The organism is Microbacterium phyllosphaerae (assembly GCF_017876435.1).
Classification (GTDB): Bacteria; Actinomycetota; Actinomycetes; order Actinomycetales; family Microbacteriaceae; genus Microbacterium; species Microbacterium phyllosphaerae.
This window is the reverse complement of the sequence record NZ_JAGIOA010000001.1, coordinates 2,293,869-2,311,153: the sequence shown is the minus strand read 5'-3', so window position 1 is coordinate 2,311,153 and position 17,285 is coordinate 2,293,869. Positions and strand designations below refer to the sequence as shown.

The 17,285-nt window shown below is 67.8% G+C and carries 16 protein-coding genes; 8 read left to right on the top strand and 8 right to left on the bottom strand.

The window, feature by feature from the left end:
* Positions 1 to 64: 64 nt before the first annotated feature.
* The 5 genes from JOF42_RS10790 to JOF42_RS10770 are packed head-to-tail and all read left to right on the top strand — an operon-like array spanning position 65 to position 3,982.
* Positions 65 to 2,155 (top strand): heavy metal translocating P-type ATPase, encoded by a 2,091-nt coding sequence (locus JOF42_RS10790; RefSeq protein ID WP_210097856.1) that lies wholly within the window; start codon positions 65 to 67, stop codon positions 2,153 to 2,155.
* A 35-nt stretch (positions 2,156 to 2,190) separates the two neighbouring features.
* Complete coding sequence (locus tag JOF42_RS10785; RefSeq protein ID WP_210097855.1) at positions 2,191 to 2,820, top strand: LysE family transporter; 630 nt, start codon at positions 2,191 to 2,193, stop codon at positions 2,818 to 2,820.
* 36 nt (positions 2,821 to 2,856) lie between these two features.
* Positions 2,857 to 3,204: a metallopeptidase family protein gene (locus JOF42_RS10780; protein WP_210097854.1), complete on the top strand. Its 348-nt coding sequence runs from the start codon at positions 2,857 to 2,859 to the stop codon at positions 3,202 to 3,204.
* Positions 3,201 to 3,494 carry an ATP-dependent Clp protease adapter ClpS gene (gene clpS / locus JOF42_RS10775; RefSeq protein ID WP_210097853.1) on the top strand — a complete coding sequence of 98 codons (294 nt, stop codon included), beginning with the start codon at positions 3,201 to 3,203 and terminating at the stop codon, positions 3,492 to 3,494. Before JOF42_RS10780 ends, clpS begins: the two co-directional genes overlap by 4 nt.
* Positions 3,491 to 3,982, top strand: a complete 492-nt coding sequence (locus JOF42_RS10770) for a DUF2017 family protein (RefSeq protein ID WP_210097852.1) — start codon at positions 3,491 to 3,493, stop codon at positions 3,980 to 3,982. Before clpS ends, JOF42_RS10770 begins: the two co-directional genes overlap by 4 nt.
* A 22-nt stretch (positions 3,983 to 4,004) precedes the next feature.
* Here the strand turns inward: JOF42_RS10770 and JOF42_RS10765 are convergent, their stop codons facing one another.
* The 6 genes from JOF42_RS10765 to gatC are packed head-to-tail and all read right to left on the bottom strand — an operon-like array spanning position 4,005 to position 9,556.
* Positions 4,005 to 4,586, bottom strand: coding sequence for a nucleoside/nucleotide kinase family protein (locus JOF42_RS10765; RefSeq protein WP_210097851.1), 582 nt, complete (start codon positions 4,584 to 4,586; stop codon positions 4,005 to 4,007).
* Positions 4,570 to 4,887, bottom strand: coding sequence for a hypothetical protein (locus JOF42_RS10760; protein WP_210097850.1), 318 nt, complete (start codon positions 4,885 to 4,887; stop codon positions 4,570 to 4,572). Before JOF42_RS10760 ends, JOF42_RS10765 begins: the two co-directional genes overlap by 17 nt.
* Before the next feature lie 37 nt (positions 4,888 to 4,924).
* Positions 4,925 to 6,181 (bottom strand): DNA polymerase IV, encoded by a 1,257-nt coding sequence (gene dinB, locus JOF42_RS10755; protein WP_210097849.1) that lies wholly within the window; start codon positions 6,179 to 6,181, stop codon positions 4,925 to 4,927.
* A 47-nt stretch (positions 6,182 to 6,228) separates the two neighbouring features.
* Positions 6,229 to 7,743: an Asp-tRNA(Asn)/Glu-tRNA(Gln) amidotransferase subunit GatB gene (gene gatB / locus JOF42_RS10750; protein WP_210097848.1), complete on the bottom strand. Its 1,515-nt coding sequence runs from the start codon at positions 7,741 to 7,743 to the stop codon at positions 6,229 to 6,231.
* Positions 7,743 to 9,260 carry an Asp-tRNA(Asn)/Glu-tRNA(Gln) amidotransferase subunit GatA gene (gene gatA / locus JOF42_RS10745; RefSeq protein WP_210097847.1) on the bottom strand — a complete coding sequence of 506 codons (1,518 nt, stop codon included), beginning with the start codon at positions 9,258 to 9,260 and terminating at the stop codon, positions 7,743 to 7,745. Before gatA ends, gatB begins: the two co-directional genes overlap by 1 nt.
* Positions 9,257 to 9,556, bottom strand: coding sequence for an Asp-tRNA(Asn)/Glu-tRNA(Gln) amidotransferase subunit GatC (gene gatC / locus JOF42_RS10740; protein ID WP_042536743.1), 300 nt, complete (start codon positions 9,554 to 9,556; stop codon positions 9,257 to 9,259). Before gatC ends, gatA begins: the two co-directional genes overlap by 4 nt.
* 68 nt (positions 9,557 to 9,624) lie before the next feature.
* Between gatC and JOF42_RS10735 the strand changes: the two genes are divergently transcribed.
* From JOF42_RS10735 to JOF42_RS10725, 3 genes are read left to right on the top strand one after another with little or no spacing between them, the layout of a single operon-like run.
* Positions 9,625 to 11,325: a long-chain-fatty-acid--CoA ligase gene (locus JOF42_RS10735; protein WP_210097846.1), complete on the top strand. Its 1,701-nt coding sequence runs from the start codon at positions 9,625 to 9,627 to the stop codon at positions 11,323 to 11,325.
* Positions 11,326 to 11,372: 47 nt separating this feature from the next.
* On the top strand, positions 11,373 to 13,217 hold the full coding sequence (locus tag JOF42_RS10730) for a DEAD/DEAH box helicase (RefSeq protein ID WP_307803585.1): 1,845 nt from the start codon (positions 11,373 to 11,375) through the stop codon (positions 13,215 to 13,217).
* 11 nt (positions 13,218 to 13,228) lie between these two features.
* The gene (locus JOF42_RS10725; protein WP_307803584.1) at positions 13,229 to 13,684 is read left to right on the top strand and encodes a GNAT family N-acetyltransferase; all 456 of its coding nucleotides are present in this window, start codon (positions 13,229 to 13,231) and stop codon (positions 13,682 to 13,684) included.
* 140 nt (positions 13,685 to 13,824) lie between these two features.
* On the opposite strand, the gene ligA is transcribed toward JOF42_RS10725, so the two are convergent.
* Both ligA and mnmA read right to left on the bottom strand, forming a co-directional pair.
* Positions 13,825 to 16,140 carry an NAD-dependent DNA ligase LigA gene (gene ligA, locus JOF42_RS10720; RefSeq protein ID WP_210097844.1) on the bottom strand — a complete coding sequence of 772 codons (2,316 nt, stop codon included), beginning with the start codon at positions 16,138 to 16,140 and terminating at the stop codon, positions 13,825 to 13,827.
* A 42-nt stretch (positions 16,141 to 16,182) separates the two neighbouring features.
* Entirely contained in the window at positions 16,183 to 17,280 is a 1,098-nt protein-coding gene (gene mnmA, locus JOF42_RS10715; RefSeq protein ID WP_210097843.1) for a tRNA 2-thiouridine(34) synthase MnmA, read from the bottom strand.
* Between the last annotated feature and the right edge of the window lie 5 nt (positions 17,281 to 17,285).

The window sequence follows — 17,285 nt, the reverse complement described above, 5'->3', positions numbered from 1 at the left end:
GCAGTTCGGAATACCCCTAGGGGGTATCTGGTTCCTCTGAGTGACCACACCGAAGGGACCGGACATGACTCATCTGGCTGAATCGACACCGACCGATCATTCCTCACACGACATGGGACACGGAACACCGACTCCGGCAGAGCACACCGGGCATGACGCTCACACAGGCCATCGCGCTCATGCCGGGCACACAGGCCATACCTCACGATTCCGACGCCTGTTCTGGATCATGCTCGCCGTGGCCGTCCCGGTCGTCGCAGCATCCCCGATGTTCGCGATGATCATCGGGTACGACGTACCGGGGTGGGCCCGATACATCGCACCAGCCCTCGGCTCCGTGATGTACGTCTGGGGTGGTGCACCGTTCCTCACCGGTGCGTGGAGTGAGCTGCGCGGCCGCAAGCCCGGGATGATGCTTCTGATCGCACTCGCGATCACCGTTGCCTTCCTCGCATCGTGGGGAGCGACCCTCGGCCTGCTGCATCATGAACTGGAGTTCTGGTGGGAGCTGGCGCTGCTGATCGTCATCATGCTTCTGGGCCACTGGATCGAGATGCGCTCGCTGGCGCAGACGACCTCCGCGCTCGATTCTCTCGCCGCGCTGCTGCCGGACGAGGCCGAACGCATCGAACACGGCGAGACGGTCCGGGTCTCCCCCGCCGAGCTCAGGATCGGAGACATCGTCGTCGTCCGGCCGGGCGGGCGCCTGCCCGCAGACGGACGCATCACCCAGGGTGCCGCGAGCATCGACGAGTCCATGATCACGGGCGAGTCACGAGCCGTCGGCCGGACCGTCGGCGATCAGGTCGTCGCCGGAACCGTGGCGACAGATTCGGGACTCCGCGTCGAGATCACAGCTGTCGGTTCGGATACGACTCTCGCCGGCATCCGGAGACTCGTCGCAGAGGCTCAGGCGTCGTCATCACGGGCGCAGCGGATCGCCGATCGCGCGGCCGCATGGCTCTTCTGGTTCGCGCTCGGAGCCGCCGCGATCACCGCCATCGCCTGGTCCGCCGTCGGCATGCCCGACGAGGCCGTCGTCCGCACGATCACCGTCCTGGTCATCGCGTGCCCACACGCTCTCGGCCTCGCGATCCCTCTGGTCGTGTCGATCGCGACCGAGCGTGCGGCACGCGCAGGCATCCTCGTGAAGGATCGGCTCGCCCTCGAGACGATGCGCACCATCGACACCGTCCTCTTCGACAAGACGGGAACGCTCACGAAGGGCACGCCGGCCGTCACCGCCATCGAGCCCCTCTCTCCGTACACGAGCGACGACCTCATCTCCCTCGCGGCGGCGACCGAGCAGGATTCCGAGCACCCTCTCGCGAAGGCGATCGTGAACGCCGCACATGATCGAAACGTGAAGGTGCCGACCGCCAGCGACTTCCGATCGTCGCCCGCCGTCGGAGTGAGCGCTCTCGTCGACGGCCGCTCGGTGAAGGTCGGCGGACCGCACCTGCTCAGCGAGACTCGTTCCTCGGAGCTTCCGATCGCCGAAGCATGGCGCACGGAGGGCGCGATCATCCTCCACGTTCTCGTCGACGATCAGGTCGTCGGTGCCCTGAGGCTCGCCGACGAGATTCGTGCTGAATCGATCTCGGCCGTCGAATCGCTGCACGCAAGGGGCATCGAGGTCGTGATGATCACGGGTGACGCGCAGGCCGTCGCGGAGAGCGTCGCAGGCCGGATCGGCATCGAGCGGGTGTTCGCCGGGGTACGACCGGAGGACAAGGCCGCCAGAGTGCGCTCGCTGCAGTCCGAGGGACGCAGAGTCGCGATGGTGGGCGACGGTGTGAACGACGCGCCCGCGCTCGCGCAGGCCGATGTCGGGCTGGCCATCGGCGCCGGGACGGATGTGGCGATCGCGTCCGCCGGCGTGATCCTCGCCGGCGATGACCCCCGCGCGGTCCTCTCGGTCATCGATCTCTCGCGGGCGGGATACCGCAAGATGACCCAGAACCTCTGGTGGGCAGCGGGGTACAACCTCCTGTCCGTGCCGCTGGCCGCAGGCGTCCTCGCACCGATCGGATTCGTGCTCCCGATGTCCGTCGGTGCGGTTCTGATGTCGCTTTCGACGATCGTCGTGGCTCTGAACGCACAGATGCTCCGCCGACTCGACCTGCGTCTGCCGAACATCGCCGCCGACGGCTGAACACGGCGAAGGAGCGAGAGCCCTAGGATTGCGTGGTGTCACTCGCCGTGTGGTTCTCGCTCCTGACCGCCTGCGTGGTGATCAGCTTCACGCCGGGCGCCGGCGCCATCAACACGATGTCGAACGCGCTCAGCCAAGGATGGCGTCGGTCGATCTGGGGAATCGTCGGCCAGCAGCTGGCCCTCATCGTTCACGTCGCGATCGTCGCCGCCGGGCTCGGCCTGATCGTGTCGCAGTCGGAGATGTTGTTCAATGTCATCCGCTACGCCGGAGCCGCCTACCTCGTGTTCCTCGGGATCCGACTGATCCTGGCCAAGCCGGCCGTCACCGACATGGAGGATGAGACCGGCATCGATCTGCGCGAGGGGCACTGGTCGATGATCCGTCGCGGATTCTGGGTGAACCTCCTCAATCCGAAGGCGATCGTCTTCTTCCTGGCTTTCATCCCCCAGTTCATCCGCCTGGACGAGCCCCAGCTGCCCCAGTACCTCACACTGATCATCACCGTGATGGTCGTCGATGTCGTCGTGATGTGGGGCTTCTTCGCGACAGCAGCCCGGCCGTTCCGCCGCCTGACCCGCTCAGTGCGGGGGCAGCGGATCCTGAACAGCGTCTTCGGCATCCTGTTCATCGCGGTCGCCGCACTCCTCGTCTTCCTGCACTGACGCCGGGCGGGCGCTCGCGGCAATAGGCTGGAACCGATGGAGATGGATGCTGCGCCCTTCGAGGAACTCGTGATCGACGAACTCGACCGGCTGCCCGATGAGATGGTCGACGGACTCGAGAACGTCGTCTTCGTCGTCGAGGACCGCCCCGAGGACGGGAGCCTCGACCTCCTCGGCCTCTACGACGGTCTGGCATTGACCGAGCGCACCCAGTACGGGTCCGGGGAGCTGCCCGACCGGATCGTCGTCTACCGCGAGCCGCACCTCGCGGTCTGCGAAGACGAGGACGATCTGCGCGACGAGATCCACACGACCCTGGTGCACGAGATCGCCCATTTCTACGGCATCGATGACGCGCAGCTGCACGAGCTGGGGTGGGCATGAGTCCCCTGGCCACGCCCGACATCGAGGAGGTCACGAATCTCGCGGCCGCGCCCCTCGAGCCGTGGGAGGTCGTCGTGTGGAACGACCCGGTCAATCTGATGAGCTATGTCGTGCGCGTGTTCCGCACCTACTTCGGGTACTCGCTCGAGCGCGCGACGCAGCTCATGCGTGCCGTGCATCACGAAGGCCAGGCCATCGTGGCCACGGGGCCCCGCGAGACGATGGAGGTGCACGCTCAGGCGATGCACGACTACGGCCTGTGGGCGACAGTGCGAAAGGCCGCGCGATGACCGAACACATGGTGCACGTGCGGATGGCCAGGGTCGAGGGCGCGCAGCTCGCACAGCTGGTCGACGATTTCCGTGAACTCGTCGGCACGGACCGGGACGTGACCGACCCCGCGATCGAGCGCATGGCACCCGACCCGTATCCCGAAGACGCTGATGCATCGAGCGCCTTTCGGGAGGCGACGCGCGACGACCTGCTCGACCGACGAGCTCTCGATGCCGACATCGTCCGGACGGCGCTGTCGGAGCTCCGGGGTGATCTGGACTCCATGTCTCAGGAAGAGGCGTTCGCCGAGCACGATCTGTTGATCCGACTCGCCGATGTCGACGCGTGGTTGCGCACCCTCACTGCACTGCGCCTGGTGATCGCGGAGCGCCTCGGCATCGAGAACGATGACGATCATGACCCTGACGATGCGCGATTCGGCGTCTACGACTGGCTCGGATACCGGCTGGAACTCACGATCGAGGCTGCGGACGAGTTCCTCTGAACCCTCAGAGGAACTCGACCCCTCAGGGGATCTCGATCACTCGGGTCGCGAGCGCGCGAGGATCATCTCTCGCGATATGGGCGCGTTCCTGCTCGGCCCAGCGTTCCCAATGCGGCCGATAGGTCTCACCGTCTCGGTTCAACGCTCGCGCCTTGCGACCGGCCTCGCCGGACTCCAACCAGACGCGCACATCGGCGATGGCGGCGGTCTTCGGGGTCAGGATCCCACTTCCTTCGATCAGCACTCCGAGCGACGGGTCCACGGCGTGGCTCTCCGCTTCGGCATGGCGTTCCCAATCCCACCGGCGCCATTCCCCGAGGTAGCCGCGGCCGTGCGGACGGAGGATGCCGTCGAGCGCGTGCTCGACACCGGCCTCGAGGCCGTCCCAGCCGGGATAGATCGAGTCGAGGGCGACCAGCTGCACCCTGCCGACGATCGGCCAGCGCTCGACCAGCATGCGCGCGAGGGTGGTCTTGCCGGCTCCGCTGCGGCCGTCGAGGATGACGACGGGGTTCGCCGCGGAAAGGGCGTGGATGTCGTCGACGATCAGCGTCGCGGCGCGCTCGAGCGCCGCCGCGACGGGATCGTCACTTCTTGAGGGCACGGATGATGCGAGAGAGTGCTCGTCCGGCGACCCAGACGAACGGCACAGCGACGACCAGCAGGGTCACGATGTTGGGCTCGAACCGAAGCCCCTCTTCGCGACGCACGTAGACGCCGACCGGCACGGAGATTCCCCCACCGCCGCCGCCTTCGGCACCGTCACCGCTTCCACCGCCGAATCCCGAGTATGTGAAGGCGACCGGGGTGATGCTCACGCCGTCGACGTCCTGCGGCTCTCCGTACGCGGTCTTGACGCCGAACGAGGCGGCCTGCTTTCCGAGTTCCAGTGCAATGTTGGGCATGGCTCCACGCTAGCCCAGGAATCGAGCCACGGAAGGGTCAATCCAGCCCGTGCGCCTTCGGGTGCTGAGCTGCTCCTCGCCCCTCACCACGGCCGATGTGTCTGGCGCGACCGATCATCGCCGAGCCGAAACGCGCGACCGCATCGTCCACCGCGCCCTCGACCCGTCGCCAGTCCTCATCGTCGTCCCACAGCCCGATACCGCCGCCGCCTGCCGGTCGCAGTTTCTCGGCGCGCACACCGACGAGTCGTACGGGATCGCGACGGTCGATCTGCTCGAACAGTGCCTGTGCCGCCTCGCCGATCCGTCGACCGACCGCCGTGGGCTCGGCGAGGGTCTGCGACCGACTCAGGGTGCGGAAGTCGTCGAACCTGATCTTGATCGCGACCGTCGACGTCTCCCAGCCGGCCTTGCGCAGACGTGCGGCGACGCGATCAGCCAGCCTGAGCAGTTCGGCACGCAGGTACGTGCGGTCGGTGACATCGGTGTCGAAGGTCTCTTCATGACCGATGCTCTTCTCGATGCGCTCGGTCTCGACCGCGCGCGCGTCCTCGCCCCGAGACAGCTGCACGAGCCGAGCGGTCAGCGCCGGACCGACCGCTCGGTCGAGCATGTCGATCGACGACGTGCGAATGTCGCGGATGGTGCGGATGCCGCGCCCCTCCAGGGCCTCGGCGGCCTTCGGGCCCACGCCCCACATCGCCCGCACCGGTCGAGGGTCGAGGAAGTCCTGCGTCTCGGATGCGGCGACGACGAGCATGCCGTCGGGTTTGGAGATCGTCGACGCCATCTTCGCGACGTGCTTGGTGGCCGCGACGCCGACACTGCAGGTGATGCCGACCTCGTCGCTCACCCGCTCACGCACGAGCCTGGCGATCTGCACGGGACTCCCCCACAGCCGCCGGACACCACGCACGTCGAGGAACGCCTCGTCGACCGAGAGAGGCTCGACCAACGGAGTGATCGATTCGAAGATTCCCATCACCTGGCGTGACACCGCCTGGTAGCGGTGGAAATGCGGCGGCACGACCCTCGCCGACGGACAGAGCCGAATCGCCTGCGACACCGGCATCGCGGCGCGGACTCCGTACCGACGAGCCTCGTAGGAGGCACTCGACACGACGGACCGGCCGTCGGGCGCGCCGATGATCAGCGGGAGCCCGCGAAGACTCGGATCGTCGAGCACCTCGACCGCCGCATAGAACGCGTCCATGTCGACGTGCAGGATGCTCGTACCGGTGTCGTCAGCGTCGGCGGACGACACGATGCGCCCTCTGCCGTCACCGTGTCCCATGAGACCATTCTCCCCCGGACCTCAGACATGAGGCCCGGGGGATGCGGTCACTGCGCAGCGCGCTCGAGGACGAGTTCGCGGACCCTGGCGGCATCCGCCTGGGCCTTCATCGCCTTCATCACGGCGCCGATGACGGCGCCGGCCGCCTGGACCTTGCCGTCCTTGATCTTCGCGAGCACGTCGGGCTGTGCAGCGAGGGCCTCGTCGATCGCGGCGATCAGCGCACCGTCGTCCGAGACGACGGCGAGTCCGCGGCTGTCGACGACTTCCTGCGGCGTGCCTTCGCCCGCGATGACGCCCTCGAGCACCTGACGAGCCAGCTTGTCGGTGAGGGTTCCGGCATCCACGAGCTTCTGCAGGGCGGCGACGTTCTCGGGCGATACGAGCTCGGTCGCGTCCTTCTCCTGCGCGTTGGCGAGGCGGGTGATCTCACCCGTCCACCACTTGCGCGCGGTGGCAGGAGTGGCGCCCGCCTCGATGGTCGCGACGACGACGTCGAGGAGACCGCCGTTGCGCACGTCCTGGAACTCGAGGTCGGTGAAGCCCCACTCGGCCATCAGACGACGTCGGCGGGCGACCGGCTGCTCCGGGAGCTCGGCGCGCAGCGCCTCGATCAGCTCGGGGGCCGGCTCGACCGGAACCAGATCGGGCTCGGGGAAGTAGCGGTAGTCATCGGCGTCCGACTTCGGGCGACCCGGCGAGGTCGTTCCGGTGTCCTCATGCCAGTGCCGCGTCTCCTGTGTGATCGTCCCGCCGTCGGCGAGGATCTGTGCCTGACGCTGGATCTCGTACCGGACCGCTCGCTCGACCGACCGCATCGAGTTGACGTTCTTCGTCTCCGTGCGGGTACCGAGCTTCTCCTGACCACGGGGACGCAGCGACACGTTGGCGTCGCAACGCAGGTTTCCGCGCTCCAGGCGAGCCTCGGAGATCCCGAGGCTGCGCACGATGTCTCGGATCGTCGCGACGTAGGCCTTGGCGACCTCGGGGGCACGATGCTCAGTGCCGAAGATCGTCTTCGTGACGATCTCGACGAGCGGCACGCCCGCACGGTTGTAGTCGACGAGCGAGTATTCCGCGCCCTGGATGCGACCGGTCGCGCCGCCCATGTGGGTGAGCTTGCCCGCATCCTCCTCCATGTGCGCGCGCTCGATCGGGATCTGCACGATCGTGCCGTCTTCGAGCTCGACCTCGACGGATCCTTCGAAGGCGATCGGCTCGTCGAACTGCGAGATCTGGTAGTTCTTGCCGAGATCGGGGTAGAAGTAGTTCTTCCGCGCGAATCGGCTCGACGGGGCGATCGAGCAGCCGAGCGCAAGCCCCAGGCTGATCGACGACCTGATCGCCGTCTCGTTGACGACGGGGAGCGAGCCCGGAAGACCGAGGTCGACGGGCGCGATCAGCGTGTTCGGTTCGGCCGCGTGATAGAGCTCGTTGGCCGGGTTCGGCGCGTCCGAGAACATCTTCGTGTTCGTGTTGAGCTCGACGTGCACCTCGAACCCGAGGACGGGCTCGAACATCTCGAGAGCCTTGTCGAAGTCCATGAGCTTTGCGGTGGCCATCAGCGGTTCCCTCCTGCGAGCTGGGGTGCACGGGTGAGGAGCGGCGCACCCCACGAGTCGACCAGCAGAGTCTCGACGGCGGCGCCGACCTTGTAGAGTCGCGCGTCCTCTCGTGCCGGTGCGATGAACTGGATGCCGACGGGAAGACCGTCTTCCGCGGCCAGGCCGCTCGGGATCGAGATGCCGGGAACACCGGCGAGGTTCACCGGGATAGTCGTGATGTCGTTGAGGTACATCTGCAGCGGGTCGTCGATCTTCTCGCCGATCTTGAACGCGGTCGTCGGAGCCGACGGCGTCGCGATGACGTCCACCTCGGCGAACGCCTGGGCGAAGTCCTGCTGGATGAGCGTGCGGACCTTCTGCGCGCTGCCGTAGTAGGCGTCGTAGTATCCGGCCGACAGCGCGTAGGTGCCGAGGATGATGCGGCGCTTGACCTCGTCGCCGAAGCCGGCGTCACGCGTCGCCGACATGACATCCTCGACCGTCGGGTTGCCGTCGGGGGTCACGCGCAGGCCGAAGCGCACCGAGTCGAACTTCGCCAGATTGCTGGAGGCCTCGGCGGGGAGGATCAGGTAGTACGCGGCGACACCGTATTCGAAGTGCGGAGCGCCGATCTCGACGATCTCCGCTCCCTGCGCCTCCATCAGTGCGAGTGCGCTGCGGAACGACTCCGCCACACCGGCCTGGAATCCGCTGTCGGGCAGCTCGCGGATCACGCCGACCCTGAGCCCCTTGAGCACGTCTCCGCGGGCACCCTCACGAGCCGCGTCCGCGAATGAGGGCCACTCGTCGCGCAGCGACGTGGAGTCCTTCGGGTCGTGGCCGCCGATGGCGTCGTGCAGCAGACCGGCGTCGAGCACCGTGCGGCTCACGGGTCCGACCTGGTCGAGGCTCGAGGCGAGGGCGATCGCGCCGTAGCGGCTCACGCCGCCGTAGGTCGGCTTCACGCCCACCGTGCCGGTCACATGAGCGGGCTGGCGGATCGAGCCACCCGTGTCCGAACCGAGAGCGAGGGGTGCCTCGAAAGCGGCCACCGCAGCCGCGGATCCGCCGCCCGAGCCGCCGGGGATCCGGTCGAGATCCCACGGGTTGCGGGTGGGGCCGTACGCGGAGTGCTCGGTGGAGGACCCCATCGCGAACTCGTCCATGTTGGTCTTGCCGAGCGGGATCAGTCCGGCTGCACGCGAGCGGGCGACGACAGTGGCGTCGTACGGCGAGCGGTAGCCCTCAAGGATCCGCGAACCGCTCGTGGTCGGCTGGTCGGTCGTGACGAGCACGTCCTTGATCGCCAGGGGCACGCCGGCGATCGGTCCGAGCTGCTCGCCCGCCGCACGCCGCGCGTCGACGGCCGCGGCGGCATCGAGCGCGCCCTCGTTGACGTGCAGGAAGGCATGGACGTCGCCGTCGACGGCGGCGATCCGGTCGAGGTGAGCGCGAGTCGCCTCGACGCTCGAGATCTCGCGGCTGGCGAGCTTGTCCGCAAGCTCCGCCGCGGTCATGCGGATGATGTCGCTCACTGCTCTTCTCCCAGGATCGCGGTGACGCGGAACCGGCCGTCCGCCTGGTCCGGCGCGTTCTGGAGCACCTGCTCATGCGTGAGGGTCTCGCCCACCACGTCGGGGCGGTAGACGTTGCTCAGCGGGATCGGATGACTCGTCGCGGCGACGTCGGGGCTTGCGACCTCCGACACCTTGGCGATGTTGTCGACGATGGCGTCGAGCTGGCCCGTGAGCCTCGTCACCTCGTCGTCGTTGAGCTGGATGCGCGCGAGCACGCCGAGATGGCGCACAAGATCAGGGGTGATTTCAGACACACCCCGAGTCTAGTTGCCGTGCCCGCCGAGTCCCTGCAGTCCGGCGACGCCCGCCCTATGCTGGGCGGGTGAGCTCGTATCAGCCTCCTCGTCCGTGGGTCGCCAGCTACGCCGAAGGCGTCCCGGAAGACCTCTCCCCCGTGACCGGATCCCTGGTCGACATCGTCGCCGCATCCGCTCGCGATTACCCGGACGCTCCCGCCCTGCAGTTCTTCGGGCGCGAGACGACGTACTCGGAGCTGCAGGAAGCGATCGCCCGCGCCGCCTCGGGCCTGCGGGATCTCGGGGTGCGGGCGGGCGACCCGGTTGCGATCGTCCTTCCGAACTGCCCACAGCACATCGTGGCGTTCTACGCCGTGCTGCGCCTCGGCGCTGTCGTCGTCGAGCACAACCCGCTCTACACACCGCGGGAGCTGCGCAAACAGTTCGAAGACCATGGTGCGAAGCATGCGATCGTGTGGAACAAGGTCGTCTCGACGGTGCAGGAGTTCCCAGCCGACCTCTCGGTGGCGAACCTGATCTCGGTGGATGTCACTCGCGCGATGCCGTTCCTCACGCGGGTCGCGCTGCGACTTCCGGTCGCGAAGGCCCGAGAGTCGCGCGCGGCCCTCACGGAGAAGGTGCGTGGGACGGTCACCTGGGACTCGCTGGTTCAGTCCGTGCCTCTCCCGGCATCGCACCCGAAGCCAGCCACCGACGACCTCGCCATCATCCAGTACACCTCCGGCACCACGGGCACGCCGAAGGGCGCAGCTCTGACACACCACAACCTGCTGGCGAACGCCGCACAGTCGCAGGCCTGGGTGCCGTCGATCCAGCGGGGCAAGGGATGCGTCGTCTACGCGGTGCTCCCGATGTTCCACGCCTACGGTCTGACGCTCTGCCTGACCTTCGCGATGTCCATGGGCGCACGACTCGTGCTCTTCCCGAAGTTCGACCCCGACCTCGTGCTCGATGTGATGAAGAAGCACCCCGCGACCTTCCTGCCTCTGGTGCCTCCGATCGCCGACCGGCTGCTGGCGGCCGCGAATGCCAAGGGCGTATCGCTCGACGGCATCGAGGTCGCGATCTCGGGTGCGATGGCGCTGCCGCACGAGCTCGTCGTCCCGTTCGAGGCGGCGACCCACGGATTCCTCGTCGAGGGCTACGGACTCAGCGAGTGCTCGCCGGTGCTGATGGCGAACCCCGTCGCGGACAATCGCGTGCCCGGAACCGTCGGGCTGCCGCTGCCCGGCACCGAGTGCCGCGTGGTCGATCCGGAGAATCCGACCGTCGATATGCCTTCAGGATCCGCCGGCGAACTCCTCGTACGCGGGCCCCAGGTGTTCACCGGGTACTACGGCAAGCCGGAGGAGACCGAGGCCGTCTTCGTGGATGGGTGGTTCCGCACCGGCGACATCGTCACAGTCGACGACGCAGGCTTCATCCGCATCGTCGACCGCATCAAGGAGCTCATCATCACGGGTGGATTCAATGTCGCGCCCACCGAGGTCGAGAGCGCACTGCGTCAGCATCCTCAGGTCTCGGATGCCGCCGTCGTCGGGCTCCCCAGCGATCACTCGGGCGAGGAGGTCGTCGCGGCGATCGTCGTCGACGGCGATTCGGATGTCGATGTCGAGGCGATCCGCGAGTACGCGCGCAGCATCCTCACCCCGTACAAGGTGCCCCGCCGTATCTTCATCGTCGATGAGCTGCCCAAGTCCCTGATCGGCAAGGTGCTGCGCCGTCAGGTCAAAGAGAGGCTCCTCGCCCTCACATCCGGCTCCTGAGGGCGCCCTCACAGGCGCGGAATCCCGCGAAGCGCTACCCTTGGTCAGTGACTCCTGAAGACGCTGTGCCCACCGACGCCCCCGAGACCCCTGGATTCGAGGAGCTCGGCATCACCGGCCCCGTCCTCAAGGCCATCAAGGACCTCGGCTACGAGACCCCCTCCCCCATCCAGGCCGCGACCATCCCGACGCTCCTCTCGGGTCGCGATGTCGTCGGCATGGCGCAGACCGGAACGGGAAAGACCGCGGCCTTCGCGCTCCCCGTCCTCGAGCGCCTCGATGTATCGCAGAAGACCCCGCAGGCCCTCGTGCTCGCACCCACCCGCGAACTCGCCCTACAGGTCTGCGAGGCTTTCGAGTCGTACGCCTCGAAGATGAAGGGCGTCCACGTCCTCCCCGTCTACGGCGGACAGGGCTACGGCGTGCAGCTGTCGGCGCTCCGCCGAGGCGTGCATGTGATCGTCGGAACCCCCGGTCGCATCATGGACCACCTCGCCAAGGGCACGCTCGACCTGTCGCAGCTGCAGTACCTGGTGCTCGACGAGGCCGACGAGATGCTGAAGATGGGCTTCGCTGAGGACGTCGAGCAGATCCTCGCGCAGACGCCCGAGGAGAAGCAGGTCGCCCTGTTCTCGGCGACCATGCCTCCGCAGATCCGCCGCCTCGCGCAGAAGTACCTGCGCGAGCCCGAAGAGATCAGCATCAAGTCGAAGACCGCGACCGGCACGAACATCACGCAGCGCTATCTCGTGGTGTCGTACGCGCAGAAGGTCGACGCGCTCACCCGCATCCTCGAGGTCGAGAACTTCGACGGCATGATCGTGTTCGTCCGCACGAAGAACGAGACCGAGACGCTGGCCGAGAAGCTCCGCGCTCGCGGATACTCCGCTGCCGCGATCAACGGCGACGTCCCCCAGGTGCAGCGAGAGCGCAGCGTCAACCAGCTGAAGGCGAGCAAGCTCGACATCCTCGTCGCGACCGACGTCGCGGCCCGTGGTCTCGACGTCGAGCGCATCAGCCACGTCGTCAACTTCGACATCCCGACCGACACCGAGTCCTACGTGCACCGCATCGGTCGCACGGGCCGTGCCGGTCGTACCGGTGACGCGATCAGCTTCATCACGCCGCGTGAGCGCTACCTGCTGAAGTCCATCGAGAAGGCGACGCGTCAGCAGCCCACGCAGATGCAGCTCCCGACTCTGGACGACGTGAACACCACACGTCTCACCAGGTTCGACGACGCGATCACGGCGGCTCTCGGCGATGCCGCGCGGATCGAGAAGTTCCGCGACGTCATCGACCACTACGTGCGCAATCACGATGTGCCGGAGGCCAATGTGGCTGCTGCTCTCGCTGTCGTCGCGCAGGGAGACACTCCTCTACTGCTCGACCCGGCCGATGACCCGCTGTCGAAGGCCGTCGAGTACGACAATCGTCCGCCGCGTGAGAACAGCAAGGGCGATCGTCGTGAGAGTCGTGAGCCTCGCGAGCGTCGTGGGCGCGGCGACTACAAGCCGTACCGTATCGAGGTCGGACGCCGTCACCGCGTCGAGCCCCGTCAGATCGTCGGCGCCCTCGCGAACGAGGGCGGTCTCGGTCGCGACGACTTCGGCGCCATCAACATCCGCCCGGACTTCACCGTCGTCGAACTGCCCGCGAACCTCGACTCGTCGGTGCTCGACAAGCTCAAGGACACCCGCATCTCGGGCCGTCTGATCGAGATCAAGCCGGACCGCGGACCGGGAGCCCGTCGCAACGACGGTCCTCGTGACGGCGCTCGTGGTGGGTTCGACCGCCGCGACGACCGCCCGCGATACGACCGGGACGAGCGCCCGGCTCGCAACGACGAGCGAGGCGAGAAGCCGTACCGCAAGCCCCGCCACAAGGACTGACAGGCACGAACGTGCACATCGAGCGCGCCGGCTCCCGGGACATCCGGGGGCTGGCGCGCGTCAGGTGGAGAGACCGATCCGACCACCCCGCGGATGACGAGGCCTTCGACTCGTTCGTGAGCGACCTCTCGTCCTGGTGGGAGACGCATCACGACACCCACTCGGCGTTCGTCGCCCGCACCGACGACGGGGTGATCATCGGTGCCGCCTGGGTCGCCCTGCTCCCCCGCGTACCGAGCCCCGGTTCCACCTCCCGCCTGTCGGCGGACATCCAGAGCGTCTTCGTGGTTCCCGAGCACCGCGGTGAAGGTCTCGGCACCGCTCTCGTCGACGCGGCGAGCAGGCACGCCGAAGACGCCGGCGCCCTTCGGATCACGGTGCACTCGAGTGCACGGGCGGTATCGCTGTACCGACGGCTGCAGTACGCCGGGTCTCCGACACTGCTCCAGCGCACCGCCGAGGCCTGAGCACACGGTTCCGTGGCCGACTCACTCGCGAGTGAGCTGCTCGACGACCTCGAGAAGCGGTTCCCTAGTCAGATGAGCACGAGCGTGGCTCCGGCCGTCACTCGGCAGCGCCCCGGGATGATGATCGCGACCTTCACGCGTCACCCGAGCGCGTCCGGCCCTTCGGTGACGAGGATGTGGAACTGTGCGGCGTCGAGGATCCGGATGCCGAGTTCCTCCGCCTTGCCGAGCTTCGAGCCCGCACCCGGCCCCGCGGCGACGAAGTCGGTCTTCTTCGAGACGCTCGATGCCGCTTTGCCGCCGGCCTTGATGATGGCCTCCTGAGCGCCGTCACGGGTGTAGCCGTCGAGCGATCCCGTCGCCACTATGGTGAGCCCGTCGAGCACACCGCCTTCGACGACGGCGGCGCCCGGTCCGGGGTGGCCGGGCGTCGCCCACTGCACGCCGGCCTCGGTCCACTGCCGCACGATCTCCTGGTGCCAGTCGACGTCGAACCACGCGAGCAGAGAGTCGGCGATGATGCCGCCCACCCCCTCGACCGCAGCGAGCTCGTCTCGAGAGGCGGCGCGGATGGCGTCGAGAGAACCGAACCACTGCGCGAGTGCGCGAGCGGCCACGGGCCCGACGTGGCGGATGTTCAACGAGACGAGAAGACGCCAGAGGTCCTTCGTCTTGGCCTTCTCGAGCTCGGCCAGAAGCGTGAGCGCCTGAGACGACGGCTGGGGTCCTTCGAGCCCGGACTTCTTCTCCGCCGCCGTGGGATTGCGCCGGAACGGCGCGCGGGTCTTCGAGAGGCCGTCCTCGTCTTCCTTGGGCAGACCCGTCTCGGCATCGCGCACGAAGAGTTCGATGGGCACGAGCTCGTCGAGCGTCAGCGCGAACAGACCGGCTTCGGTCTCGAGAGGGGGGATCTCCGGGAACGTCGGCTGCGTCAGGGCAGCTGCGGTGACCTCGCCCAGCGCCTCGACATCGAGGGCGCCGCGGGATCCGATGTGCTCGACGCGCCCGCGCACCTGCGCGGGGCATGACCGTGCGTTCGGGCAGCGCAGATCGATGTCGCCCTCCTTCATCGCACGCAGCGGTGTGCCGCACTCGGGACATTCGACCGGCATCACGAACTCCCGTTCGGTGCCGTCGCGCTTCTCGACGACCGGGCCCAGGACCTCGGGGATCACGTCGCCCGCTTTGCGCAGCACGACGGTGTCGCCGATCAGCACGCCCTTCGCCTTCACGACATCCTTGTTGTGCAGCGTCGCCTGCCTGACGACGGACCCGGCGACCTGAGCCGGTGCCATCACCGCGAACGGCGTGGCGCGCCCCGTGCGCCCGACCGACACGACGATGTCGAGGAGCTTCGTCTGCACCTCTTCGGGCGGGTACTTGTAGGCGATCGCCCAGCGGGGCGCGCGGCTCGTGGCGCCGAGCTCGTCGTGCAGCGAGAGCTCGTCGACCTTGACCACGATCCCGTCGAGCTCGTGCTCGACGTCGTGGCGGTGCTCACCGAAGTGCTCGACGAACGCCACGACCTCGTCGACGCTCGTGCAGACCTTCGTGTGCGGGCTCGTGGGGAGCCCCCACTCGGCCAGCCTGTCGTACACCTGGCTCTGCGCTGCCACGGGCGGGTTCTCCCAGGCGCCGATGCCGTGCACGTAGAGTGCCAGCGACTCGATGCGCAGCATCCCCGCTTCGAGCTCGAGGCCGTCCTTCTTGTCGATCTGCTGACGAAGACCGCCGCTCGCGGCGTTCCGCGGATTGGCGAATGAGGGGAACCGTCGGGCCGCCGCCGTTCGCGCCTTCTCTTCGTCGAACGGCTTCTTCGCACCACCCCGAGCCTCCCATCGGGCCAGCGCATCGGCATACGCCCGGTCGCGGAAAGCCGCCTGAGCGGCATTCAGCCGTTCGAAGGCGGCAACGGGGATGAACACCTCACCGCGGACCTCGACGATCGGAGGATGCCCGTCGCCGCTGAGCTCGAGGGGGATCTCGGGCAGGCGCAGGGCGTTCTCGGTGACGATCTCTCCGACGCGGCCGTCTCCTCGCGTGGCCGCCGACGTCAGGCGTCCGTTCTCGTAACGCAGATTGATCGCGAGTCCGTCGATCTTGAGCTCGGTGAGCCAGTCGACATCGCGCCCCGCAGCAGCTCGCGTCTTCGCGGCCCACTCGCGGAGTTCGTCGATCGAGAACACGTTGTCGAGGCTCAGCATGCGCTCGGCGTGCTCGATGGTCGCGAGCCCCGTCGCCTCGGCCGCGCCGACCATCTGCGTGGGCGAGTCCTGCCCCTGCAGCTCCGGGTGCAGCCGCTCGAGCTCCTCGAGCCGGTGCATCCAGCCGTCGTACGTGAAGTCGTCGACGACGGAGGTGTCGCGCCCGTAGTACGCGTCCTTCGCCTCGAGGATGCGAGTGGTCAGCCCGTCGGCTTCGATACGGGCGTCTTCCAGCGAGATGTTCTCCGGCACCCCGCCAGTCTACGAGCGGCCACCGACATCCAGAGGCAGACGCTACGCGTCGACGGGAACCGCCGACACCGTGCGATCGATCGTGAACTGACCGAGCACGCGCGTGCCGACGTACAGGACAGCCGTCTGCCCCGGTGCCACGCCGTTCAGCGGCTCCTCGGGGACGACGCGCACGCCCTCGGATATGACGAAGGCGCGAGCGACCTCAGGCTCGGCGTGAGCGCGGATCTGCACCTCGCAGTCGAACTCCGAATCGACGGGCGCGGCTCCCGCCCAGCTGAACCGCTCGCCGGCGATCTCGCGGATCGCGAGCGCCTCCTTCGGGCCGACCACGACCGTGTTCGAGACGGGTCGCACTTCGAGGACGAATCGCGGCTTGCCGTCGGCGGCCGGAACCCCGAGATTGAGGCCGCGGCGCTGACCCACCGTGAACGCATGCGCACCCTCGTGCGACCCCACGACCTCACCCGTGCGGTCGAGGATCTCGCCCGTCGCCGTGCCGACCTTCTCTGCGAGCCACCCACGGGTGTCGCCGTCGGGGATGAAGCAGATGTCGTGGCTGTCGGGCTTCTGGGCGACGGTCAACCCGCGCTCCGCCGCCTCCGCCCGCACGACGGCCTTCGAGGGTGTCGTACCGAGTGGGAAGTATGTGTGGGCGAGCTGCTCGGCGGTCAATACGCCGAGCACATACGACTGGTCCTTCGCATTGTCGGCGGCGCGGTGCAGCTCCAGGCCCGCATCCGTCGGGATCAGGGTGGCGTAGTGCCCTGTGCACACCGCGTCGAAGCCGAGCTCGATCGCACGCTCGAGGAGGGCGGCGAACTTGATCTTCTCGTTGCAGCGCATGCAGGGATTCGGGGTGCGCCCCGCCTGGTACTCCGAGACGAAATCGGCGATCACGTCTTCGCGGAACCGCTCGGAGAAGTCCCAGACGTAGAAGGGGATGCCGAGCAGATCCGCCGCACGCCGGGCGTCGAGCGCGTCCTCGATCGTGCAGCATCCCCGGCTACCGGTGCGCAGGGTTCCCCCCGCACGGGACAGCGCGAGGTGCACGCCGACGACGTCATGACCGGCATCGACCGCACGGGCGGCCGCGACGGCGGAGTCCACCCCACCGCTCATGGCCGCAAGAATCCTCATGATCC

Coding starts and splice junctions, on each gene's coding strand:
- JOF42_RS10790 (WP_210097856.1), top strand. CDS start 65: ATGACTCATCTGGCTGAATCGACACCGACCGATCATTCCTCACACGAC.
- JOF42_RS10780 (WP_210097854.1), top strand. CDS start 2,857: ATGGAGATGGATGCTGCGCCCTTCGAGGAACTCGTGATCGACGAACTC.
- clpS (WP_210097853.1), top strand. CDS start 3,201: ATGAGTCCCCTGGCCACGCCCGACATCGAGGAGGTCACGAATCTCGCG.
- JOF42_RS10770 (WP_210097852.1), top strand. CDS start 3,491: ATGACCGAACACATGGTGCACGTGCGGATGGCCAGGGTCGAGGGCGCG.
- JOF42_RS10760 (WP_210097850.1), bottom strand. CDS start 4,887: ATGCCCAACATTGCACTGGAACTCGGAAAGCAGGCCGCCTCGTTCGGC.
- dinB (WP_210097849.1), bottom strand. CDS start 6,181: ATGGGACACGGTGACGGCAGAGGGCGCATCGTGTCGTCCGCCGACGCT.
- gatB (WP_210097848.1), bottom strand. CDS start 7,743: ATGGCCACCGCAAAGCTCATGGACTTCGACAAGGCTCTCGAGATGTTC.
- mnmA (WP_210097843.1), bottom strand. CDS start 17,280: ATGAGGATTCTTGCGGCCATGAGCGGTGGGGTGGACTCCGCCGTCGCG.